Consider the following 21,302-nt stretch of genomic DNA (forward strand, 5'->3'; position numbering starts at 1 on the left):
GGGCGGCGGTCAGAGCCGGGCTGACAGCGCCGCAGCCACCTCGCGGTAGGCCTTCGCACCCTTGGAGGTGCGCGACGTCGCCAGGATCGAGCGCCCCACCGCCGGAGCCTCGGCGAACCGGACGGTCTTGGGGATCGGCGGCTCGAGGACGGGCAGGCCATAGCGCTCGCCCACGTCGGCCAGGACCTCCTGCGCGTGGTTGCTGCGCCCGTCGAACAGCGTGGGCAGGATGCCGAGGACGCGGAGGTCCTTGTTGAGGATCTTCTGGACGTCGGCCACGGTGTCGAGCAGCTGACCCACCCCGCGATGGCTGAGCATCTCGCAGGGCATCGGGATGATCAGCCCCTGGCTGGCGGTCAGCGCGTTCAGCGTGAGCACACCCAGGCTCGGGGAGCAGTCCAGCAGGATCACGTCGTAGTCGGCCCGGACGTCCTCGAGCACGCCGCGCAGGATGTACTCGCGGCCCGGGCGGGGCAGCAGCTGCGCCTCAGCTCCGGCGAGCTCGATCACGCTGGGCACCAGGTCGACCCCGTCATCACACTGCACGCGCACGTCGGCGATGCTCGCCCGGCCCAGCAAGACCTCGTTGACCGAGCTCTCGACCTCGTCAGGGTCGACGCCGAGGCTGAAGGTGAGGCAGGCCTGAGCGTCGAGGTCGACGAGCAGCACCCGCTTTCCCTGCTCGGCGAAGGCCGCCCCCAACGAGGCGACCGAGGTCGTCTTCGCGACGCCGCCCTTCTGGTTGGCGACCGAGATGACGGTGGCCGGCTTCGGGGTCTTGCGTGCCAAGGCGGCGCCTTTCGGGAGTCGGGCCAGGAGCGCGGTCAGTCTCTCAGGTCGCCTCGCCCGGATGCGACCGGTGTCTCCAGGGCGGCCCACCCCGACTTCTCCGGGCCCACGCGCTGGCCCGCGGGACAGTGCGCCCGGAAGTCGCACCACTGGCACAGTGGGCCCACGTTGGCCGGGAAGCGACCGGAGTCGACCCCGTGCTCGGCATAGTCCTCCTCGGCGCGCCGCGCGTCGCTGGCGATCGACTCGGCCTCGGCGATCTTGCGCTTGAGCGAGTCGACGGTGTGCTCGTGGACGGCCACCGAACCGCTGGGGAGGTGGTGCAGCTCGACCCGCACGCACCGTCGCCGGAACATCTTCCACGCGGCAGCGGCATAGAGAGCCAGGGGCAGCGAGGTGCGGGCATCGTCGTCGGTGGGCACGACGCGGCTCGTCTTGTAGTCGACCACGGCGAGGCCCTCAGGTCGCTCGTCGAGCCGGTCGATGCGACCCTGCAGGGCCAGGGACTCGGTCTTGAGCGAGACGGTGCGCTCGATGCCGAGCGGCTGCGCCGCCGGGTCGACCTGGGTCAGGTAGGCCGTCACGTGCTGCTGCGCGCGGGCGCGCCACTCCAGCGACTGGTCACCGTCGCGGAAGCCCACGTCGATCCAGGACGTGCGCACCAGCTCGGCACCGGCCTGCGGGGTCCGCTCAGCGGGCACGAGGTCCCACCAGTCGCGCAGGGCGTTGTGCACGGCGACGCCGACCGAGGTGTGGGCCCGCTGCCCCCGGGCCGGTGGGGACGGGCGGTCGAGGTACTGCAGGCGGTAGCGGCGCGGGCAGTCCACCCAGGCCAGCAGGCGGCTGGGACTGGCGCGGAAGAGCCGCCTGGGCAGGCCCGCGATCTCGGTCTGCACGAACGCTCCGGCGCTCAATCCCCCGCCTCCCTCGTCACGGGCCACAGGCTAGGCGGAGCCGCTGACAAAGGCTCGGATGCTGTCCGCGACCATCTGGACGGCGATGGCGGACAGCAGCAGACCCGCGATCCGGGTGATCAGCACGGTCCCACTGTCCTTGAGCACACGGTGCACCTGGCCGGCGAACCGGAAGAAGAGCCAGACGACGACCATCGTGGCCACCAGGCCCAGGCCGACAGCGACGTACTGGCTCGCCGAGTGCGAGCTCTTGACGGCGAGCATGGTCGCGACGATGGCGCCCGGACCCGCGAGGAGCGGCGTGCCCAGCGGCACCAGGGCGACATTGACCCCGGCGTCGGCGTGCTGCTCCTGCTCCGAGCCGGTCAGCAGCTGCAGAGCGACGAGTAGGAGCAGCAGCCCACCAGCCCCCTGCAGAGCCGGCAGCGAGATGTGCAGGTACGTGAGGATCTGCTGGCCGAAGACGGCGAACAGCACGATCACTCCGAGCGCGACGAGCGAGGCCCGGCGGGCGGCCGCGACCTTCTGGCGCTGGGTCAGGGCCCCGGTCAGGGCGAGGAAGATGGGCAGCGCCCCCGGCGGGTCCATGATGACCAGCAGCGTCACGAAGACGGAGCCGAGCTTCTGAGGGTCGACCAGGCCCGTCACGACCGACCCGCCCGGACGACCTCGATGCCGCTGGTGGCCTGGTCCTCGATCATCGCCAGCACCTCTGCCGTGGTCGTGTTCTCGCCCAACCGGTTCTCCTTGCCTGAGCCGTGGTAGTCGCTGGAGCCGGTGACGAACAGCCCCAGTCGCGCCGCGAGGGCCTGGGCGTGGGCGCGCTCGGCGGCGCGGTGGTCGCGGTGGTGGGCCTCGAGCCCTGCCAGCCCGGCATCGGCCATGGCCTCGACGACGTCGTCGCCCACCGTCCAGCCCCGCGCGTTGGCGAAGGGGTGGGCCATGACCGGGACCCCGCCGGCCTGGCGCACCAGCTCGACGGCCCGCACCGGGTCGGGCGCGTAGTGCGCGACGTAGTACCGGCTGCCGTTGCGCAAGATGTCGCGGAACGCCTCGTCCCGGGTGGCGACGTAGCCGTTGGCTACCAGCGCGTCGGCGATGTGCGGGCGCCCCAGCGTGGCGCCCTCGCCCGCCAGCGCCTGAACCTGCTCCAACGACACCGGTATGCCGTCGGCCGCCATCCGCTCCACCATGCGTTCGACGCGGGTCAGCCTGGAGTCGCGAGCGTGCTCGAGCTCGGCCAGCAGACCAGCGGCATCAGGATCGACGAGGTAGCCGAGCAGATGCACGCTGACCCCGCGGTGGGAGCACGAGACCTCGACGCCGCGCACGAGGCCGACCCCCACCTCCTGCGCGGCGGCCACGGCAGCCGGCCACCCGGCATACGTGTCGTGGTCGGTGAGGGCCAGGACGTCCACCCCCGCCTGCGCCGCGGCGGCGACCACCACCTCGGGCGGCTCGGTGCCGTCGCTGGCGGTGGAGTGGGCGTGGAGGTCGATCATGGCGAGCCCAGCCTAGGGCTGGTCCCAGCGGGACCTGCGCGCCGCGCTGTGAGCGAACGCACGCGGCCCGGCCATGTCCGCGGGGGCTTGCGGTCGGCAGGATGGAGCCCATGCAATTCGGACGCAGCTACGAGGAGTTCGAGGTCGGCGCGGTGTACAAGCACTGGCCCGGCAAGACGGTGACCGAGTACGACGACCACCTGTTCTGCCTGCTGACCATGAACCACCACCCCCTCCACCTGGACAGCAACTACGCCGAGAACACGACCCAGTTCGGCAGGAACGTGGTGGTGGGCAACTACATCTACTCGCTGCTGCTCGGCATGTCCGTGCCCGATGTCTCGGGCAAGGCGATCGCCAACCTCGAGATCGAGTCGCTGCGTCACGTGGCCCCGACCTTTCACGGCGACACGATCTACGGCCAGACCGAGGTGCTCGACAAGTGGGAGTCGACGTCCAAGGACGACCGAGGCGTCGTCTACGTCGAGACCAAGGGCTACAACCAGGACGGAACGCTGGTCTGCATCTTCCGCCGCAAGGTCATGGTGCCCAAGCAGTCCTACCTCGACGCCCGGGGCGGCGAGCAGCCTGCCCGTCCCCATCTCGCCGAGTCCGCGGCCAAGGAGTAGACGAGCGAAGTCAGCGGCTCCACGCGTGCCTCGGCCGGTCGACCAGACCGACCGTGGCGAGGTCGGCCGTGAGCTCTCCCAGACGCCCGGGCTCCACCAGGTCCCCCAGGAAGTCCAGGGCATCGGAGATCGCCTCCCCGGCTGCCACGACGACGGCCTCGCCTTCGTCGGTCAGCTCGACGAGCATGGAGCGGCGGTCGTTCCAGTCGCGTTCCTTGTCGAGCAGGCCGGCGCGGACCAGGCTCGCCACGGTCTGGCCCACGCTCTGCGGCGTGAGCCGGAGCCGTTCGGCCACGGTGACGATCGCGATGGGGCGGCGGCAGTTGACCAGAACGTCGAGCGCGGGGATGGAGACGTCGCCCTGCCCTCGCGCCGCGAGGGTCGCCCGGACCAGCCGGTCCACGGCGCGGGACGCCTGCCGAAGCCGGAACGGCAGCTCACCAGCCGCCTCTTCCCGTGCACGCGCGAGCTCGCGGGCCGCCGACCTCGCCCGTCGGCCGCGGTCACTCTCGCCCACCCCTGCCCCCATGCGTCCCACCCCTGCCGTCCCTGTCCGTCCCGGTTACAGCTCCACGCAGCCCATGGCCGCCCCCATCAGTGTCTGACCGCGAAGCGAAACCGCCTTTCGGATGTCCACAGGCGGCTTTCGAAATGCGGGACAACACCTGTCGGCGCACATGCGGGACCGCGAAGCGAAACCGCCTTTCGAATGTCCACAGGCGGCTTTCGCATCGCGAGAGGACTGTTACCAGGCCCCCTCTCGTGTTCGTGCCCCCGCTAGGGTCGGCGCATGGCCGAATTCGTCGGGGCGGTGGACCAAGGGACGACCAGCACCCGCTTCATGGTGTTCGACCATGACGGCTCCGAGGTCGGCCGCCACCAGCTCGAGCACGAGCAGATTCTGCCGCAGGCGGGGTGGGTCGAGCACAACCCGCTGGAGATCTGGGAGCGCACCCAGACCGTGATCGGCTCGACCCTCGCGCAGCTCAACCTCCAGGCCCGCGACCTGTCCGCCCTCGGCATCACCAACCAGCGCGAGACCACCGTCGTCTGGAACCGCCGCACCGGCCGGCCCGTCCACAACGCGATCGTCTGGCAGGACACCCGCACCGACCGCATCGCCAGAGCACTGGACCAGTCGGGTCGCGGCGAGGTGATCCGTGAGCGGGCCGGCATACCGCCAGCCGCGTACTTCTCCGCGGGCAAGGTGCAGTGGATCCTCGAGCACGTCGACGGCGCCCGTACGGACGCGGAGCGCGGCGACCTGGCGTTCGGCACCATCGACACCTGGCTGCTGTGGAACCTCACCGGCGGGACCGACAGCGGCGTGCACGTCACCGACGTCACCAACGCGAGCCGGACCATGCTCATGGACCTGCGGACGCTGGACTGGGACGAGGAGCTGCTCGGGTTCTTCGGCATCCCCCGGGCGATGCTGCCGCAGATCCGGCCGAGCTCCGACCCTGCCCTCTACGGCACGACCCGTGCCGGCGGTCCGGTCGGCGGCGAGGTGTCGCTCGCCGGGGCGCTGGGCGACCAGCAGGCAGCGACCGTGGGGCAGGTCTGTTTCAGCCCCGGCGAGGGCAAGAACACCTACGGCACCGGCAACTTCATGATCCTCAACACCGGCGAGGACATCGTCCGAAGCCGGTCCGGCCTCCTCACCACCGTCTGCTACCAGCTCGGCGCCGCCAAGCCCGTCTACGCCCTCGAGGGGTCGATCGCCGTCACGGGGTCCGCCGTGCAGTGGCTGCGCGACCAGCTCGGCATCATCTCCGGCGCCGCCGATATCGAGCGGTTGGCCAGCCAGGTCGAGGACACTGGCGGCCTCTACTTCGTCCCTGCGTTCTCGGGGCTGTTCGCGCCGTACTGGAGGCCCGACGCCCGGGGTGCCATCGTCGGCATGAGCCGCTTCAACACCAACGCCCACCTCGCGCGAGCGACGCTCGAGGCCATCTGTTACCAGACCCGCGACGTGTCCGACGCGATGACCAAGGACAGCGGCGTGGAGCTCGAGGTGCTCAAGGTGGATGGCGGCGTCACCGCCAACAGCCTGTGTATGCAGCTGCAGGCGGACATCCTCGACGTGCCCGTGTCGCGACCGGTGGTCGCGGAGACGACCGCCCTCGGCGCGGCGTATGCCGCCGGGCTGGCCACCGGGTTCTGGAAGGACACCGACGAGCTGCGGACGAACTGGCAGGAGGCCCAGCGGTGGAACCCGACCTGGACCGACGCCCAGCGCGCGGACGGCTATGCCGGCTGGCGCAAGGCGGTCGAGCGCACGCTGGACTGGGTCGATGTCGACGAGGACTGACGCCGTGAGGGGTGCCGCAGTGAAGGTGGACGCCATGAAGGAGGCCGCGATGAGCCACGCCCTCTCGCCACAGGGGAGAGAGCACGCCATCGAGGTGCTCTCCTCCGGCATCGAGCTGGACCTTCTCGTCATCGGCGGTGGCGTCGTCGGGTCGGGCACCGCCCTCGACGCGGTCACCCGGGGACTGTCCACCGGCCTCATCGAGCAGCGTGACTTCGCCAGCGGCACGTCCTCGCGCTCCAGCAAGCTCATCCACGGTGGGCTGCGCTATCTCGAGATGCTCGACTTCGCCCTGGTGCGCGAGGCGCTCAAGGAGCGCGGTCTGCTGCTGACCCGGCTCGCGCCCCACCTCGTCCGGCCCGTCCCCTTCCTGTACCCGCTGTCCCACCACGTGTGGGAGCGCGCCTACGTCGGCTCCGGCATCGCTCTGTACGACGCCATGTCCGTGGGGTCAGCGGTCGCCGCGGGCGACCAGAGCGGCCTCCCCCGTCACCGGCACCTGACCCGCGGGCAGGCCCTGCGGCTCATGCCCAGCCTGAAGAAGTCCGCCCTGACCGGTGCCGTGCAGTACTACGACGCCCAGGTCGACGATGCGCGACACACCATGGAGCTCGCCCGCACCGCCGCCCACTACGGCGCCCACGTCGCGAATCGCGTTGCTGCCATTGGCTTTCTGCGCCAAGGGGAACGCGTCACGGGGGTGCGCGCGGTGGACAAGCTCACCGACCGCGAGTTCGAGATCCACGCGCGTCAGATCGTCAACGCCACCGGCGTCTGGACCGACGACACCCAGGCGATGGTCGGCGAGCGCGGTCAGTTCCACGTGCGGGCCTCCAAGGGCGTCCACGTCGTCGTGCCGCGAGATCGCATCCACTCGTCGACCGGCCTCATCCTGCGCACGACCAGCTCGGTGCTGTTCGTCATCCCATGGGGGCGGCACTGGATCATCGGCACGACCGACACCGACTGGGCCCTGGACAAGGCCCACCCCGCCGCCACCCGTGCCGACATCGACTACCTGCTCGACCACGTCAACCGCGTGCTGTCGACGCCGCTGACCCACGAGGACGTCGAGGGCGTCTATGCCGGTCTGCGCCCCCTGCTGGCCGGTGAGTCCGAGTCGACGAGCAAGCTGTCGCGCGAGCACGTCGTCGCGCACTCCGCCCCAGGCCTCGTCGTGGTCGCGGGTGGCAAGTACACTACCTACCGCGTGATGGCCAAGGACGCGGTGGACGAGGCAGTGCAGACCTTCCCCGGCCGCGTCGCGCAGTCGACCACCGAGACGGTTCCGCTCCTGGGCGGCGTCGGGTTCCAGGCGGTCTGGAACAGGCGGCATACGCTCGCTGCCGCAGCCGGGCTGCACGTCGCGCGCGTCGAGCACCTTCTGCGGCGCTACGGCTCCCTCACCCACGAGCTCCTCGACCTCGTCGCCGCCCGCCCCGAGCTCGGCGAGCCCCTCGACGGTGCCGAGGACTACCTCAAGGCCGAGGTCGTCTACGCGGCCTCGCACGAGGGCGCGCTGCACCTCACCGACGTGCTCACCAGACGGACCCGCATCTCGATCGAGGCGTGGGACCGTGGCGTCTCGGCCGCACCGGTCGCCGCCGCACTCGTCGCGCCGGTGCTCGGGTGGGACGAGGACCGCATCCAGGCCGAGGTCGAGATCTACCTCGGCCGCGTGGAGGCCGAGCGGGTGAGCCAGACGATGCTCGACGACGCGTCGGCCGACGAGGCCAGGCGCAGCGGACCCGACGGCCGGCTCTAGCGGCCTGACCTGCGGTTTTGGCCTAGAGTTCCGGCATGGCCCGTCTGCGCACCGTCTCGCCGAGCATGCGGGGGTGGACCCGTCGCCGCGCCGGTCGGGGGTTCGTCTATCTCGACGAGCACGGCGCCCGGCTGCCGGCCGAAGACGTCGAGCGGATCCGGTCACTGGCCATCCCGCCCGCGTGGACCGACGTGTGGATCTGCCCGTGGCCGAACGGTCACCTCCAAGCCGTCGGCACCGACGCCGCCGGGCGGCGCCAGTACCTCTACCACCCACTGTGGCGGGTCAAGCGCGACCAGGAGAAGTACGACCGCGTCCTCCTGGCAGCGCGCCGGCTGCCGCAGGCCCGCAAGCGGATCCTGCGCGACCTCGCCCTGGACGGTATGCCGCGTGAGCGCGCCGCCGCCGCGGCCGTGCGCCTGCTGGACCTGGGCTACTTCCGGATCGGCAACGACGCCTACACCGAGGACAACGGCTCGTTCGGGCTGACCACACTCGAGCGGCACCACGTCCGGCGTCGCGGGGACGTCATCGTGTTCAGCTTCGTGGGCAAGTCCGGGGTCGAGCACACCGTCGAGATCGACGATGCCGTCGCCATCGAGGTCCTGGAGCGGATGCGCAAGCGGCGCTCGGCGAGCCGCCGGCTGCTGGCGTACCAGCAGGGCAGAAGCTGGTCCGACCTCGACGCGGCCACGGTGAACCTCTACCTCGGCGACCTGCTCGGTGGCGGGATGACCGCAAAGGACTTCCGGACCTGGCATGCCACGGTGCTGGCCGCGCTGGCGCTCGCGACCACCGACGAGCCCGGCGACACCCAGGCCTCGCGGAAGCGTGCCGTCAAGGCGGCCGTCGAGGAGGTCGCCCGCTATCTCGGCAACACCCCGACGATCGCCAAGGGCTCGTATATCGACCCACGCGTGCTCGACCACTACGACTCGGGCGTGACGATCGACGTCAAGCCCGGGCGGTACCGCAGTCCCGAGCGCCGGCAGGCCGCTGTCGAGCGCGCCCTGCTCGCCCTGCTCGCCGAGGACTGACGGTCTGCCGACAGGTGAGCGGCGCGACGTCATACCGTCGTGCGACGATGGCCCCGTGAGCGAAGAGCAGAAGCAGGCGGACAACCGGGCGCGCCCCACCACCGACGAGCTGCGCGCGTTCATCGCGCGCGACTGGGCCCCTGCTCCGGCTGGCCCGACGCAGCTGAGCGAGGCGGCTCGCCACGCCGCCGCGCGTCGCGAGCGCGTCAGCGCCGCCTTCCCCGGCGACCGGCTGGTCGTGCCTGCGGGCGGCCTGAAGGTGCGCAGCAACGACACCGACTACGTGTTCCGCCCGCACAGCGCCTTCGTGCACCTCACGGGGCTGGGGGGCGACCGTGAGCCGGACGCCGTGCTGGTGCTCGAGCCGCGCGACGACGGCACCCATGAGGCCGTGCTCTACTTCCGGCCGCTGGCGGGTCGTGACACGGACGAGTTCTTCTCCGACACCCGCTACGGCGAGTTCTGGGTGGGGGCCCGGCCCAGCATCGAAGACATCGAGACCGAGCTGGGGCTGACCGGGCGGCACATCGATGAGCTCGCCGACGCCGTGGTCAAGGACTCAGGCGAGGTGACGGTGCGTCTGGTCCGCGACGCCGACCGCGACCTGACCCGTGAGCTCGACGCGGCCCGCGTCTCGGAGCACTCCGACCAGGCCGAGCTGGACGAGGCCGACGAGGAGCTGGCCCACTTCCTCTCGGCACTGCGGCTGGTCAAGGACGAGTGGGAGGTCGAGGAGATGCGCAAGGCCGTGGCGGCCACCCACCACGGTTTCGAGGCCGTTATCGCCGATCTCCCAGAGGCCCTGGCCAAGGGCCGCGGCGAGCGCTGGGTCGAGGGCGTCTTCGGCCTCGTCGCCCGGCACGAGGGCAACGGCGTGGGCTACGACTCGATCTGCGCTGCCGGCGACCACGCCACGACGCTGCACTGGATCAAGAACACCGGCGAGGTGCGCGACGGCGACCTCATCCTGCTCGACGCCGGAGTCGAGGTCGACTCGCTCTTCACGGCCGACATCACCCGCACGCTGCCCGCGAACGGCACCTTCACCGACGCGCAGCGCGAGGTCTACGACGCGGTCTATGCCGCGCAGCAGGCAGGCATCGCCGCCGTCAAGCCGGGCGCCCGGTTCAGCGACGTGCACGCGGCGGCGATCCGGGTGATCGCCGAGCACCTGTACGCGTGGGGGCTGCTGCCCGAGGGCGTGGACGTCGAGGCGACTCTCGACAAGGAGCACGGGCAGTATCACCGGCGTTGGATGGTGCACGGCACGAGCCATCACCTGGGGATCGACGTCCACGACTGCGCCCTGGCGACCCGCGACGAGTACATGGACGGCGAGCTGCGTCCCGGCATGATCCTCACGGTCGAGCCGGGGCTCTACTTCAAGGCCGACGACCTGCTGGCTCCGGAGCGGTTCCGGGGCATCGGTGTGCGCATCGAGGACGACGTCCTCGTCACGCAGGACGGCTGCGAGAACCTCTCGGCCGCCATGCCGCGCACGAGTCGCGACGTGGAGGCGTGGATCCGCGAGGTCCAGTCCCGCTAGGCGGGCGGCTGCGGGGGCTGGGTCTGCCCGGCCAGGCGCTGGCGTTCAGCCTCACGGGCGGCGTCGACCTGCGCCTGCGCTGCCGCCATGGGGTCGAGCTGGGCCAGCAGCTCACGAGCCTTCTGGGCGAAGCGGTGCTCGACGAGGACCTCGTACTGCGTGGCCACCACCTGGGTGACCGAGGTGAAGTCGCGGTTGCCGCCGGTGATCGCGTAGCCGATGAGCGCCCATATGAGCCCGAACACCGACCCGAACGCGACCGTCACGATGACCCCGCCGAAGCCGGCCGCACTCGAGGTGTCGAGCAGCGCGAAGATCATGCCGACGAACAGTCCCAGCCACGCGCCCGACACGAGCCCACCCACCGCCACGCGGGCGCGCGTCAGCCGGCCGGTGACGCGCTCGAGCTGCTTGAGGTCGGTGCCGACGATGAGGACGTTCTGCACCGGGAACTCGTGGTCCGACAGGTAGTCGACGGCCTTCTGGGCCTTCTCGTAGGTGTCGTAGCGCCCCAGTGACATGGGGTACTCCAACGACAGGACTGCTCGGGACCGCGACAAACCACTGGGCTGCGTGCTCATGGACCCAGTGTCTCAAAGGGCGGGCCGGCGCGTTGCTTTGGCTTCCCCGGCCGCCGGCTCAGCTCTTGAGCTTGAAGTCCTCGAGCAGGCGCCGGCCGATGATCATCTTCTGGATCTCGGCGGTGCCCTCACCGATGAGCAGCATCGGGGCCTCGCGGTAGAGCCGCTCGATCTCGTACTCCTTGGAGTAGCCGTAGCCACCGTGGATCCGGAACGACTGCTCCACCACGTCGGCGCAGTTCTCGGCGGCGAGGTACTTGGCCATCCCGGCCTCGAGGTCGTTGCGCGCCCCGGCGTCCTTGAGCCGCGCGGCCTTGACCATCATCTGGTGGCTGGCCTCGACCTTGGTCGCCATGTCAGCCAACCGGAACAGGATCCCCTGGTGCTCGGCGATCTTCTTGCCGAACGTCTCGCGCTGCTGGGAGTAGGCGATCCCCAGCTCGAAGGCCCGCATCGAGACACCGCAGGCGCGGGCCGCCACATTGACGCGGCCCACCTCGACGCCGTCCATCATCTGGTAAAAGCCCTTGCCCGGCTCGCCGCCGAGGATCTGCGCGCTGGTCGTCCGGTGCCCCTCGAGGACGAGCTCGGTGGTGTCGACGCCCTTGTAACCCATCTTCTCGATCTTGCCCGGGACGGTGACGCCCTGAGCGGTCTCGCCGAACCCGGCCTCCTTCTCGATGAGGAACGTCGTCATGTTCTTGTAGACCGAGCCAGCCCCGAGGTCCGTCTTGACCAGGACTGCGACGAGGTTCGCGCTGCCCCCGTTGGTGAGCCACATCTTCTGCCCGGTCAGCGTCCACTCGTCGCCCTCGCCCTTGACGGCCTTGGACTTGATCGCCGCGACGTCAGAGCCCAGGCCCGGCTCGCTCATGGAGAACGCGCCACGGATCTCGCCGGTCGCCATCTTCGGCAGGTAGCGCTGCTTCTGCTCCTCGGTGCCGTGCTGCAGCAGCATGTACGCGACGATGAAGTGGGTGTTGATGATGCCGCTGACGCTCATCCAGCCCCGGGCGATCTCCTCCACGCACAGGGCGTACGTGAGCAGGGACTCACCGAGACCGCCGTACTCCTCGGGGATCATCAGCCCGAAGATCCCCATCTCCTTCATGCCCTCGACGATCTTGGTCGGGTACTCGTCGGCGTGCTCGAGCTCCTGCGCCACCGGGATGATCTGCTCGTCGACGAACTCACGCACGAGCTTGATGAGCTCTTGCTGCTCCTCGGTGAGGCCATCGGTCGTCTGGAGTCGAGACATGCTGCATCGCCGCCTTGCTGAGGGTTTGCCGGAGGGACAGGACCTCCCGCGAGTATGCCGAGTGGTCCAGTCCCCGCACAGGCTGCGGCCGTGTGAGCCTCCCCACCAGCGGAAATTCGGTGGCGCTGGTCACGCCGGCGCTGCGACCATAAGGCACCCGCTCGCGGCATACGGCCGCAGGCGCAGGCTCCCACTCGAGAAATGGAGGCGCGAGATGTCCATGACTGTCCGGGGCGCGTCCCGTGCCCACCCGCCTCTCACCTCGGAGTCCCGCCGTGTCCTTTGCAGAACAGTCCCTCCCATCGCCGTCCGCTCCACCGCAGTCCTCCCCTGAGCTCCCAGAACAGCTCGCCCCCTCCTTCGCCTTCGACAGCCTGGCCGACGCACCTCCCGAGGGTGAGCGGTGGACGAGCTGGGACGGTGCTACCCACGGCCCGGTCCCCCGCCCCGACTGGGTCATCACCGAGCTCAGGGCCGTCGAGTCCGATCTCGGAGTCCTCAAGACGGGCAAGGAGGCCGACGTCCACGTCGTGCGGCGCTGGGTGCCCGACGGCACCTCGACGCCGGCGCGCGACAGCCTGCTCGCGGCGAAGCGCTACCGCACGGGCGAGCACAGGATGTTCCATCGCGACGCCGGCTACCACGAAGGGCGCCGGGTGCGCCGCAGCCGCGAGATGCGGGCCATGGCCCGGCGCACCGAGTACGGCCGCGAGCTGCTGTCGGGGCAGTGGGCCACGGCAGAGTTCGACGCGCTCGGAACGCTGTGGGAGCTCGGGCTGCCGGTCCCGTATCCGGTGCAGCTGAGCGACCGGGAGATGCTCATGGAGCTCATCGGCTCGGACGGGGTGGCCGCTCCCCGGCTCGCCCAGACGCGGCCTCCACGAGACCTGCTCGGAGAGCTCTTCGAGCAGGTGCGCTCGGCCATGACGACCCTGGCCCGGCGCGGCTGGGCGCACGGCGACCTCTCGCCGTACAACGTGCTGCTGGACGGTGAGCGTCTGGTCATCATCGACTGGCCCCAGATCGTGGACGTCATCGGCAACCCGCGCGGGTTCGAGTTCCTCGGTCGCGACGTGGCCACCATGTGCCGCTGGTTCACCGCCCGTGGTCTCCCCGTGGACGAGGGCGAGCTCCTGGGCGACCTGGTCGCGGAGGCGACGGCGCGGTGGTAGGCCCCAGGCATACCCGCTGTGGTTGGGTGAGCCATGGCTCAGGTGACCCGGCGCGCGCTGCTGCGGGCCGCTCCGGCTGCCGCGGCTCTCGCGCTGTCCGCATGCGGCGGCAGCCCCCCGGCGGGAGTGGACCGCCGATCGGGCACGCTGCGTAGCCGGCACTGGCCCGGACAGGACATCGGCTGGCAGCTGGCCACACCTTCGGCCCGACCCACGACACCGCGGCCCCTGGTCATCGCGCTGCATGGCAAGGGTGGGGGCGCGGCCGACGCGTTCGACGGGCTGCACCTGGACGACCATGTCGTCAGCACCGGGTTGAGCGTGGCCTCGGTGGACGGCGGGGGCTACTACTGGCACGCGCGTCGCGCCGGCGTGGACCCGGGCGCGATGGTGCTCGAGGACTTCCTTCCGTTGCTGCGCCGCCAGACCGGGTATGCCGGCAAGGTCGCCTTCCTCGGCTGGTCCATGGGTGGGTATGGCGCGCTGCTGCTCGCGAGCCAGCTGGGTCCTGGGCAGGTGGCCGGCGTCGTCGCCGAGAGCGCGGCGCTGTGGACGTCACCGGGACGTAGCGCGCCGGGCGCGTTCGACGATGCGGAGGACTTCGCCGCCCATGACGTCTTCCGGCGCACCACCGTGCTGGGGCGCATGCCCGTGCGGCTCGACTGCGGGACGTCGGACCCGTTCGCGGCGGCCGACAGGGCCTTCGCCGCCGCACTGCCGTCGGCGCGGCTCACCCTCGACGAGGGCGGCCACGACGACGGCTACTGGGCGGCCCACGCCGGCTCGCAGCTGCAGTGGCTGCGCCGGCAGTTCGAGGCCCGCACGTAGCCGTCGGGTCAGTAGACCACCACCCGGCTGCCCACGGGCATCAGGCCGTCGGCCCAGATCATGTCCATGGCGGCGTCGCTGAGCCTCGCGCAGCCGTGCGAGGCCGGGTATCCGGGGATCGCGGCGGCGCCGTGGACGGCGATGCCGCCGTTGAAGTAGCGCGGGCGCCACAGGTCACCCAGAGGACCCTTGTCGAGGTGGTCGACGGTGCGGAAGACCGAGAAGGTGCCCGACGGCGTCAAGGCCACCGCGTCCTGTCCCTCGTACGAGTAGTGCTGGCCGCTGCCGGTGCTCGTGTTGAGGATCATCGTCACCTGGCCGCCGCGGACCACGAGCAGCAGCTGGCGCGCCTTGTCGATCTCGATGCCCGTGCCGCCGACCTGCGAGGTGGGGCGGACGCCGGCGAGCAGGGCTCGGCGGGTGGCCGGACCGAAGACGCCGTCCCGGCCCAGACCGGCGGCCTTCTGCAAGGCCATCACGGCCTGCACGGTCAGCTGCCCGAACTGCCCGTCAGGGATGCCGTTCCAGTAGCCCAGATCGGACAGCTGCCGCTGGACGGTCTCGACGTAGGCGCCCGAGTCACCGGGGTTGAGGCTGTCGCCGGGTTTCTTCGCTGTGGGGGTCGGGGTGGGTGTCGGCGTCGACTTCTGCCTGGGCGCGGCCTTGGGCGTTGGCGTGGCGGTCGCGCTCGTGCTCGTGCTCCTGCTCGTGCTCGTCGAGGGCGACGTCGTCCCGGCCGGAGGGGTGGTACCCATCGTCGCCCCCGGTGCGCTGGGCGGGGGGACGGTACTGGTGGGCGACACCCTTCCGCTGGCCGCAACCGGGCTTCCGGTGAGACTGACCGCGCCGCAGCCGGCGAGCGACATCGCCCCCGCCGCGAGCGCCACAGCAAGAGCCATGGTTCGTGCCGTGGTGCGGGTGCGTCGGATCGCCGTCATGCTCTCCCCTTCGTCGATGACCGCGGTGGTCCGCCGCCGTTGCCTGTCGCGTGCCTGTCGTTCATGGTGACGCACCGGCGAGCCGTTCGGTTGTCCAGGAGTGCGCGAGAACGCACAACATTTCGGACTCGATCTCTACAGACGGCGTGAGGCGGGACGAGCCCCGTCTCGGTGCACGACCCCCTGCTGCTCGAGCCAGGCAGCGACCGCCCCGCGTTCGTCGTGGTCCGTGGCCTGCCTGCGGATGAGCTGCTCGCCGGTGGCATCGACCACGGTGGGGCGTTGGCCGCGTTGCCGTGGCTTGCCTATGTGGCCGGGGTCAGCTCCAACCACGTCATAGACACGCCAATAGAGGCAAACGTGGCTTGACAATCGAACTTGTGTTCGAACAGAATGTCTCATGGCCATCGCACCGCTCACCTCGGCACCGCCCTTGGGCGTGGGGGATGCAGTGCGCCTGATCCATGACGTGCTGGACCGCACCGAGGTCCGCGGTCCCCTCTCGTCGTCGACGGCCGCTGCCGCGCTGAGCCAGGTCGAGCGGGCGATGGCCCGGCTGGACTCCGTGCGCCTAGCCCTGGTGGGAGCCGCCGATCGGGCGCAGGTCGCTGCACAGTCCGGCATGACGGACACCGGGGCTTGGCTGAGCGCGCAGACCAGGTCCGGGGCCGCGGCGGCTGCCGCCGACGTCCGCCTGGCGAGCGCGCTCGACGACGGCCTGCCCACCACCCGCGAGGCCCTCGCCTCCGGGGAGGTGTCTGCTCAGCATGCGAGCGTCATCGCGATGGCGGCCTCGCGGCTCCCCGCAGAGCTGAGCGCCAGCGAGCGAGCCGCCGTCGAGCAGGCGCTGGTCGCGAAGGCAAAGCTCGTCGACCCCGACGCGCTGCGCAAGGCTGCGCGACGTGCGTTGAGCGCGGCGGAGCGCTGCCGGGCGGAGGTCGACGCCCATGAGGACGGAGTGCTGCGTTCGGAGGAGGACCGCGCCTGGGACAGGGCCCGGCTGACGCTGCACGACAACCGCGACGGCACGACCAGCGGCCACTTCACGGTTCCCAACGTGGCGGCGGCGATCCTGCGCAAGACGGTGCAGCAGCTGGCCTCACCCCGCCGGTTCGCCGATCGCGCAGCACGCGTGGGGGCGACCACGGATGCGACCCAGCTCGAGGCGTTCCGCGAGGTCGACTGGTCGCAGCGATATGGGCAGGCCCTCGTCGAGCTGCTCGAGCACCTGCCCACGGACCGGCTGTCCGGCAAGGTGGCGGCGACCGTCGTCGTCACGGTGGAGCACGACCGCCTCAAGCACCAGCTGGGCGCCGCCCACCTGGACACCGGCGACGACCTGTCCGCTTCGCAGGCTCGCCGACTCGCCTGCAACGCGGGCATCCTGCCGGCGGTGCTGAGAGGGCAGTCTCTCCCTCTCGACCTCGGGCGCGCCGACCGGTTCTTCACCGAGGCTCAACGTGTAGCCCTGGCCACCAGGTACGACACCTGCGCAGCCACCAGGTGTGACCGTCCCTATGCCTGGTCCGAGCTTCACCACCACGACCCCTGGTCGCGGGGTGGCTCGACCGACCTGCACCTGGCCGTCCCTTTGTGTGGCTACCATCACCGACGCATCCACGACCCGAGATACGGGCACCGCATCACCACCGACTCCGCCGGGACAAAGTCGGTCACCTACACGCTGCGGACATGAGTCCCGCCATCCGCCTGCGGTCCTGCGGCGCGCGTGTGTGTGACGGCTTTGGTGCGGTTCTGCTGCGGGGGTTGAGCTCCGCGGTGCCGATGACCAGATCTCTCCTGTCGAGCCACCATGCCGGCGAGCCGCCCTGGGTGGACTCGGCGGAGCTGCCCGGGGCCCCGAGGACCGTCACCGCGGCCTGCGGCCAGCCCGCGGCGTACTCGCTCCGGCGCTACGGATGACGAGCCGGGCGCCGGGCGAGGTGGCGACGGACCGCGAACAGTGGGGCGCTGACCAGGGAGACGACGCTCGACTTCTCGGCCTGCTGTGTCATGCCATGATGGGCGCGGCCTCATGCGAGGAATACCGGTGAGAGTCCGGAGCGGTCCCGCCACTGTGATCCCGATCGCCGGGAGAGCCAGGACGTCGCACGCGGCCGCCGCTGTCAGGCCCTCTGGCGCGGCCCCTCGGCAATCGGTGGGCGCGGAACCCGCCAGGAGGACGTCCGTGGTCACGTACCCGTTCACTGCCGTGGTCGGCGCTGACGACCTGTCGTCGGCCCTGCGGCTGACACCGGTCTGGCCCCCGGCCGCCCAGGCTGCCCGCGTGACGGCCCAGTGGCGCGCGCACCTCCTCACCGTCCTGCGCCGGCTGGGACTGCGCCGGCTGAGCTCCACTGCGCCCTCCGTCCTCGTCGAGGTGGGTACCGGTGTGCGAGAAGCCTTGCGCGGCAAGGGGCGTGCCGCTCGGCGCGGAGACACGTACCCAGGCCTGGGTCCACACTGGCTGCGTCTGGCGGTCCGCGACCCGCACACCACCGACGTACTGCTGCGCGAGCTGACGGCCGTCCTCGTCGACCAGCAGGAGCGCAGCGCATGAGGATCACCGTCCCCGGCGAGGCCCCAGCCGTGCTCGTGCGCGACCCGGGCGAGCGCATCGCCGAGACCGTGCACGGCCTCCTCGCCCAAGGCGCTGTCGTCAGCGTGCTGGCCACCTCACCCAGCCCCATGGTCGAGGACCTCGCCACCCGGCAGCTCGTGACCGTCGTCGCCGAGGCCGACGTCACGGCATACGACATCGTGGTGCGGGACCCCCTCACCCGGCCGGTAGCCGGCGCCGAGGCCGCAGGCTCCGGCAGCGTGGTCCTCGTCGGGGGCGGCCCCGGCGACGCCGGCCTGCTCACGGTGGCCGGGCTGGAGGCTCTGCGCAGCGCCGACGTCGTGGTCACCGACCGCCTCGTACCGCTCGGCGCGCTGGACGAGGTCCCCGACCATGCCGAGGTGCTGCACGTCGGCAAGATGCCGCGCGGTGCGTTCACCCCCCAGGAGGCGATCAACGACCTGCTGGTCACTCATGGCCGGGCCGGGAAGCGCGTGGTGCGGTTCAAGGGCGGAGACAGCTTCGTCTTCGGCCGAGGCGGTGAGGAGTGGGCGGCCTGCGTCGAGGCCGGCGTGCCGGTGACGGTCATCCCCGGCGTCTCGTCGGCCCTCGCAGTGCCGGCGCTCGCAGGTATCCCGCTCACGCATCGCACGCTGACCCAGGGGTTCGTCGTGGTGACCGGCCACGTCCCACCGGGCGACCCGCGCAGCATGGTGGACTGGGCGTGGCTCGGAGGCTCGGGCCTGACACTCGTGGTGCTGATGGGGGTGGCCGCGCTGCCGCAGATCTCGGCCGCGCTGGTCAGCGGCGGCATGGACCCGAACACGCCGGCCGCCTGCGTGGCCGACGGAGGCATGCCCAGCATGCGCAGCGTCACCGCGACCATCACCACCCTGGCTGCTGCCGCGAAGGCAGCCGGCCTCCGTCCCCCCGCCGTCACCGTCATCGGCGACGTCGTCACCGCCCTCCAGGAGAGCTCATGACCCTCAGTCCCCCCGACCCCCAGACTCGCGTCGAGGCGCTGGCTCGCTTCGACGCCCTCGCCAAGCCCCTCGGCTCGCTCGGTCGGCTCGAGGAGCTCGGCGCCTGGGTGGCGGCCTGCCAGGGCGCCTGCCCGCCCCGCCCGCTGGAGCGCGTCACCGCGCTCGTCCCCGCCGGTGACCACGGCGTCGTCGCCGCCGGGGTGGCGGCGTACCCCAAGGAGATCACGGCCGCGATGGTGCGCACGATCGTGGCGGGCGTTGCGGGGGTGAGCGTCCTGGCCGCGCAGCACGGGGTCACGGTGCGTGTCCTCGACATCGCCGTCGACGATGACTTGGAGGGCGTGCCCGCCGAGGTCACCGCGCACAAGATCCGTCGCTCGTGCGGGTCCATCGACATCGAGGACGCGATCTCGGCCGAGGAGCTCGAGCGGGCGTTCCAGGTCGGCGCCACCCTTGTCGAGGAGGAGCTGGCAGTAGGCACGCAGCTGCTCGTCCTGGGCGACCTCGGCATCGGCAACACCACCCCGGCAGCCGCGCTGATCGCCAGCACCCTGGGGCTGCGGGCGGAGCAGGTCGCGGGCCGAGGAGCCGGGCTGGACGACGAGGGACTGACTCGCAAGGCCGCCGTCATCCAGACCGCCCTGGAACGCACCGCTCACGTCACCGACCCGCGCGAGCGCCTGGCCGCCCTCGGCTCGGCGGACCTCGCGGTCGCTGTCGGCATCATGGTCGCGGCAGCGCGTGCGGGGCTCCCTGTGCTGCTGGACGGCGTGATCTCGGTGGCCGAGGCCCTGGTGGCCGACTCCGTCGAGCCTGGGGCCCGCGAGTGGTTCGTCGCCGGCCACCGGTCGCCGGAGCCCGCCCAGTCCCTGGCTCTCGAGGCGCTGGGCCTGGTGCCGATCATCGACCTCGGCATGCGGCTCGGCGAGGGGTCCGGTGCGATGACCGCTCTCCCGATCCTGCGGTCTGCGGTGGTCGCGCTGCACGACATGGCCCTGCTGGCCGACCTGCTGGCTCCGGCGGAGTGAGGCTGCGATGACCGCTGTCGTGGACGGACTGCGCCTCGCCGTCGGCACCCTCACCATGGTGCCGGTCGGCGAGCTGGACCCGCCCACCAGGCGTTCGGCAACGTGGGGAATGTCGCTGGCGCCCCTGGCCGCGCTCCCGCTCGGCGTGGCCGTGGCAGCGACCTGCTGGATCGCCCAGCTCAGCGTGCTGCCCCCGCTGGTGGGCGCCACCCTGGCCCTGCTCGTCCTGGCTCTGGGGTCGCGGGCCATGCACCTCGACGGCCTGGCCGACACCGTGGACGGCGTCGGTGCGGGCTGGAGCCGCGAACGCGCCCTCGAGGTGATGAGACGCGGCGACGTGGGGCCCATGGGCGTCGCAGCCCTGGTTATGGTCCTGCTCGCCCAGGCCGCAGCGGCCGCAGTCGTACTGGGTCGTCCGTGGGGCTGGCTCGTCGTGGGGGTCGCGGTGCTGGTGTCGCGCGCGGCCTGCGCCCTGACCTGCACCACCGGCATCCACGCGGCCCGCTCCGACGGCCTGGGGGCGGTCGTGGCCGAGGCGGTGCCCCGTCCGGTCACCGTCGTCGTCCTCCTGGTGACGGCAGGGCTGCTGAGCCTCGCCGTCGGCGTGCAAGGAGTGCAACCCCTCGTCGGCATCGTGGCGGTGCTGGCCATGACCGCCGTCGTGGCTGTGTTGGTGCGCACGGCGACTCGCGTGTTCGGTGGAGTGTCGGGCGACGTCATGGGAGCCGCCATCGAGCTCTCGCTCGCCACCCTGCTCGTCGTGCTGTCATCGGGGCTGGGCCAGTGAGGACCCTCGTCACCGGCGGCGTGCGCTCCGGCAAGTCCATGGTCGCCGAGGAGCTGATCGCCAGCGCCGGTCAGGTCACCTACATCGCCACCGGCCCTCGCAGCGACGATACCGACTGGGCCGAACGTGTTGCCGCACACCGCGACCGGCGTCCGGCTGACTGGACGACCATCGAGACGACCGACCTGGCGACAGCCCTCTCCGAACTGACCGGTCCGGCCCTCGTCGACTGCCTCGGCACCTGGCTGACCTCTGTCCTCGACGAGCTGGCCGTGTGGGAGGCGCCACAGGCATCCTGGGAGGCTGCGCTCGCCGAGCGCTTTCGGCGGGTCACCGAGGCGTGGGCGCAGTGCCCGCACGACGTCGTGGCCGTCACCAACGAGGTCGGGTGGGGATTGGTGTCGGAGCACCGGTCGGGCCGGATCTTCGCCGACTGGCTGGGCCGGCTCAACCAGTCGGTCGCGGGCGCGTCAGACCGGGTGCTCCTCGTCGTCGCCGGCCAGGTCCTGGCCGTCAAGCAGCCATGAGGCGGCCCACCACCGACCCCGTCGTCGTCGGCCTCATCCTCGGTATGCCGCCGACCAGCTTCGGGGACCTCGCCGCCTCCACCCCGTGCCGGGGTTCGGCTCGCTCGCTGCCCGGCTCGAACGGCAGGCGTGGGCCCGCGACAC

The 21,302-nt window shown here is 71.3% G+C and carries 23 protein-coding genes and 1 riboswitch; of the genes, 15 read left to right on the plus strand and 8 right to left on the minus strand.

What is annotated here, in order from left to right:
• Positions 1 to 9: 9 nt before the first annotated feature.
• From VGN50_RS11070 to VGN50_RS11085, 4 genes are read right to left on the minus strand one after another with little or no spacing between them, the layout of a single operon-like run.
• Positions 10 to 789, minus strand: coding sequence for a ParA family protein (locus VGN50_RS11070; RefSeq protein WP_327444828.1), 780 nt, complete (start codon positions 787 to 789; stop codon positions 10 to 12).
• Between the two features lie 35 nt (positions 790 to 824).
• On the minus strand, positions 825 to 1,703 hold the full coding sequence (locus VGN50_RS11075; RefSeq protein ID WP_327444829.1) for a PD-(D/E)XK nuclease family protein: 879 nt from the start codon (positions 1,701 to 1,703) through the stop codon (positions 825 to 827).
• Positions 1,704 to 1,733: 30 nt separating this feature from the next.
• Positions 1,734 to 2,351, minus strand: coding sequence for a MarC family protein (locus VGN50_RS11080; RefSeq protein ID WP_327444830.1), 618 nt, complete (start codon positions 2,349 to 2,351; stop codon positions 1,734 to 1,736).
• Positions 2,348 to 3,205: a PHP domain-containing protein gene (locus tag VGN50_RS11085; protein WP_327444831.1), complete on the minus strand. Its 858-nt coding sequence runs from the start codon at positions 3,203 to 3,205 to the stop codon at positions 2,348 to 2,350. Before VGN50_RS11085 ends, VGN50_RS11080 begins: the two co-directional genes overlap by 4 nt.
• A 101-nt stretch (positions 3,206 to 3,306) precedes the next feature.
• Here VGN50_RS11085 and VGN50_RS11090 point away from each other — a divergent pair, with 101 nt between their 5' ends.
• The gene (locus VGN50_RS11090; RefSeq protein WP_327444832.1) at positions 3,307 to 3,834 is read left to right on the plus strand and encodes a MaoC family dehydratase; all 528 of its coding nucleotides are present in this window, start codon (positions 3,307 to 3,309) and stop codon (positions 3,832 to 3,834) included.
• 10 nt (positions 3,835 to 3,844) lie between these two features.
• On the opposite strand, the gene VGN50_RS11095 is transcribed toward VGN50_RS11090, so the two are convergent.
• Positions 3,845 to 4,363, minus strand: coding sequence for a MarR family winged helix-turn-helix transcriptional regulator (locus tag VGN50_RS11095; RefSeq protein WP_327444833.1), 519 nt, complete (start codon positions 4,361 to 4,363; stop codon positions 3,845 to 3,847).
• Between the two features lie 261 nt (positions 4,364 to 4,624).
• On the opposite strand from VGN50_RS11095, the gene glpK reads away from it, so the two are divergent.
• From glpK to VGN50_RS11115, 4 genes are read left to right on the plus strand one after another with little or no spacing between them, the layout of a single operon-like run.
• Positions 4,625 to 6,148, plus strand: a complete 1,524-nt coding sequence (gene glpK, locus VGN50_RS11100; RefSeq protein ID WP_327444835.1) for a glycerol kinase GlpK — start codon at positions 4,625 to 4,627, stop codon at positions 6,146 to 6,148.
• Positions 6,149 to 6,197: 49 nt separating this feature from the next.
• Positions 6,198 to 7,913, plus strand: a complete 1,716-nt coding sequence (locus VGN50_RS11105) for a glycerol-3-phosphate dehydrogenase/oxidase (protein ID WP_327444837.1) — start codon at positions 6,198 to 6,200, stop codon at positions 7,911 to 7,913.
• A gap of 35 nt (positions 7,914 to 7,948) precedes the next feature.
• The gene (locus VGN50_RS11110; protein WP_327444838.1) at positions 7,949 to 8,950 is read left to right on the plus strand and encodes a DNA topoisomerase IB; all 1,002 of its coding nucleotides are present in this window, start codon (positions 7,949 to 7,951) and stop codon (positions 8,948 to 8,950) included.
• Between the two features lie 55 nt (positions 8,951 to 9,005).
• Positions 9,006 to 10,496, plus strand: coding sequence for an aminopeptidase P family protein (locus tag VGN50_RS11115; protein WP_327444839.1), 1,491 nt, complete (start codon positions 9,006 to 9,008; stop codon positions 10,494 to 10,496).
• Here the strand turns inward: VGN50_RS11115 and VGN50_RS11120 are convergent.
• Both VGN50_RS11120 and VGN50_RS11125 read right to left on the minus strand, forming a co-directional pair.
• Positions 10,493 to 11,077, minus strand: a complete 585-nt coding sequence (locus VGN50_RS11120) for a general stress protein (RefSeq protein WP_327444840.1) — start codon at positions 11,075 to 11,077, stop codon at positions 10,493 to 10,495. The two genes, VGN50_RS11115 and VGN50_RS11120, sit on opposite strands and share 4 nt — an antisense overlap.
• A gap of 58 nt (positions 11,078 to 11,135) precedes the next feature.
• Positions 11,136 to 12,335 carry an acyl-CoA dehydrogenase family protein gene (locus VGN50_RS11125; RefSeq protein ID WP_327444841.1) on the minus strand — a complete coding sequence of 400 codons (1,200 nt, stop codon included), beginning with the start codon at positions 12,333 to 12,335 and terminating at the stop codon, positions 11,136 to 11,138.
• 275 nt (positions 12,336 to 12,610) lie between these two features.
• Between VGN50_RS11125 and VGN50_RS11130 the strand changes: the two genes are divergently transcribed.
• Together VGN50_RS11130 and VGN50_RS11135 are read left to right on the plus strand one after the other, a co-directional pair.
• Positions 12,611 to 13,507 (plus strand): serine protein kinase RIO, encoded by an 897-nt coding sequence (locus VGN50_RS11130; protein WP_327444842.1) that lies wholly within the window; start codon positions 12,611 to 12,613, stop codon positions 13,505 to 13,507.
• Between the two features lie 33 nt (positions 13,508 to 13,540).
• On the plus strand, positions 13,541 to 14,335 hold the full coding sequence (locus tag VGN50_RS11135; RefSeq protein WP_327444843.1) for an alpha/beta hydrolase-fold protein: 795 nt from the start codon (positions 13,541 to 13,543) through the stop codon (positions 14,333 to 14,335).
• A gap of 8 nt (positions 14,336 to 14,343) precedes the next feature.
• On the opposite strand, the gene VGN50_RS11140 is transcribed toward VGN50_RS11135, so the two are convergent.
• Positions 14,344 to 15,090, minus strand: a complete 747-nt coding sequence (locus tag VGN50_RS11140) for a L,D-transpeptidase family protein (protein ID WP_327444844.1) — start codon at positions 15,088 to 15,090, stop codon at positions 14,344 to 14,346.
• A 354-nt stretch (positions 15,091 to 15,444) separates the two neighbouring features.
• On the opposite strand from VGN50_RS11140, the gene VGN50_RS11145 reads away from it, so the two are divergent.
• The 8 genes from VGN50_RS11145 to cobU all read left to right on the plus strand — a co-directional run bounded on the left by VGN50_RS11145 (position 15,445) and on the right by cobU (position 21,158).
• Positions 15,445 to 15,642 (plus strand): hypothetical protein, encoded by a 198-nt coding sequence (locus VGN50_RS11145; RefSeq protein ID WP_327444845.1) that lies wholly within the window; start codon positions 15,445 to 15,447, stop codon positions 15,640 to 15,642.
• A gap of 31 nt (positions 15,643 to 15,673) precedes the next feature.
• Entirely contained in the window at positions 15,674 to 16,969 is a 1,296-nt protein-coding gene (locus VGN50_RS11150; protein WP_327444846.1) for an HNH endonuclease signature motif containing protein, read from the plus strand.
• Complete coding sequence (locus VGN50_RS11155; protein ID WP_327444847.1) at positions 16,966 to 17,196, plus strand: hypothetical protein; 231 nt, start codon at positions 16,966 to 16,968, stop codon at positions 17,194 to 17,196. Before VGN50_RS11150 ends, VGN50_RS11155 begins: the two co-directional genes overlap by 4 nt.
• Positions 17,197 to 17,300: 104 nt before the next feature.
• Positions 17,301 to 17,394: riboswitch (adenosylcobalamin (AdoCbl) riboswitch) on the plus strand.
• Positions 17,395 to 17,461: 67 nt separating this feature from the next.
• Positions 17,462 to 17,833: a hypothetical protein gene (locus tag VGN50_RS11160; protein ID WP_327444848.1), complete on the plus strand. Its 372-nt coding sequence runs from the start codon at positions 17,462 to 17,464 to the stop codon at positions 17,831 to 17,833.
• Complete coding sequence (gene cobA / locus VGN50_RS11165; RefSeq protein WP_327444849.1) at positions 17,830 to 18,816, plus strand: uroporphyrinogen-III C-methyltransferase; 987 nt, start codon at positions 17,830 to 17,832, stop codon at positions 18,814 to 18,816. Before VGN50_RS11160 ends, cobA begins: the two co-directional genes overlap by 4 nt.
• Positions 18,813 to 19,844 carry a nicotinate-nucleotide--dimethylbenzimidazole phosphoribosyltransferase gene (cobT, locus tag VGN50_RS11170; RefSeq protein ID WP_327444850.1) on the plus strand — a complete coding sequence of 344 codons (1,032 nt, stop codon included), beginning with the start codon at positions 18,813 to 18,815 and terminating at the stop codon, positions 19,842 to 19,844. The genes cobA and cobT overlap by 4 nt, the downstream gene beginning before the upstream one ends.
• A 7-nt stretch (positions 19,845 to 19,851) precedes the next feature.
• Positions 19,852 to 20,631, plus strand: a complete 780-nt coding sequence (locus VGN50_RS11175; RefSeq protein WP_327444851.1) for an adenosylcobinamide-GDP ribazoletransferase — start codon at positions 19,852 to 19,854, stop codon at positions 20,629 to 20,631.
• Positions 20,628 to 21,158: a bifunctional adenosylcobinamide kinase/adenosylcobinamide-phosphate guanylyltransferase gene (gene cobU, locus VGN50_RS11180; protein ID WP_327444852.1), complete on the plus strand. Its 531-nt coding sequence runs from the start codon at positions 20,628 to 20,630 to the stop codon at positions 21,156 to 21,158. The genes VGN50_RS11175 and cobU overlap by 4 nt, the downstream gene beginning before the upstream one ends.
• Positions 21,159 to 21,302: the final 144 nt, after the last annotated feature.

This window comes from Pedococcus sp. (assembly GCF_036000045.1).
In the GTDB taxonomy this organism is placed as follows: Bacteria; Actinomycetota; Actinomycetes; order Actinomycetales; family Dermatophilaceae; genus Pedococcus.

Bases quoted from the DNA above. Each gene is read 5' to 3' on its own strand.
- VGN50_RS11085 (WP_327444831.1), bottom strand. From the start codon at position 3,205: ATGATCGACCTCCACGCCCACTCCACCGCCAGCGACGGCACCGAGCCG.
- VGN50_RS11090 (WP_327444832.1), top strand. From the start codon at position 3,307: ATGGAGCCCATGCAATTCGGACGCAGCTACGAGGAGTTCGAGGTCGGC.
- VGN50_RS11095 (WP_327444833.1), bottom strand. From the start codon at position 4,363: ATGGGGGCAGGGGTGGGCGAGAGTGACCGCGGCCGACGGGCGAGGTCG.
- glpK (WP_327444835.1), top strand. From the start codon at position 4,625: ATGGCCGAATTCGTCGGGGCGGTGGACCAAGGGACGACCAGCACCCGC.
- VGN50_RS11105 (WP_327444837.1), top strand. From the start codon at position 6,198: ATGAGCCACGCCCTCTCGCCACAGGGGAGAGAGCACGCCATCGAGGTG.
- VGN50_RS11110 (WP_327444838.1), top strand. From the start codon at position 7,949: ATGGCCCGTCTGCGCACCGTCTCGCCGAGCATGCGGGGGTGGACCCGT.
- VGN50_RS11120 (WP_327444840.1), bottom strand. From the start codon at position 11,077: ATGAGCACGCAGCCCAGTGGTTTGTCGCGGTCCCGAGCAGTCCTGTCG.
- VGN50_RS11125 (WP_327444841.1), bottom strand. From the start codon at position 12,335: ATGTCTCGACTCCAGACGACCGATGGCCTCACCGAGGAGCAGCAAGAG.
- VGN50_RS11135 (WP_327444843.1), top strand. From the start codon at position 13,541: ATGGCTCAGGTGACCCGGCGCGCGCTGCTGCGGGCCGCTCCGGCTGCC.
- VGN50_RS11140 (WP_327444844.1), bottom strand. From the start codon at position 15,090: ATGGGTACCACCCCTCCGGCCGGGACGACGTCGCCCTCGACGAGCACG.
- VGN50_RS11150 (WP_327444846.1), top strand. From the start codon at position 15,674: ATGGCCATCGCACCGCTCACCTCGGCACCGCCCTTGGGCGTGGGGGAT.
- VGN50_RS11155 (WP_327444847.1), top strand. From the start codon at position 16,966: ATGAGTCCCGCCATCCGCCTGCGGTCCTGCGGCGCGCGTGTGTGTGAC.
- cobA (WP_327444849.1), top strand. From the start codon at position 17,830: ATGAGGATCACCGTCCCCGGCGAGGCCCCAGCCGTGCTCGTGCGCGAC.
- cobT (WP_327444850.1), top strand. From the start codon at position 18,813: ATGACCCTCAGTCCCCCCGACCCCCAGACTCGCGTCGAGGCGCTGGCT.
- VGN50_RS11175 (WP_327444851.1), top strand. From the start codon at position 19,852: ATGACCGCTGTCGTGGACGGACTGCGCCTCGCCGTCGGCACCCTCACC.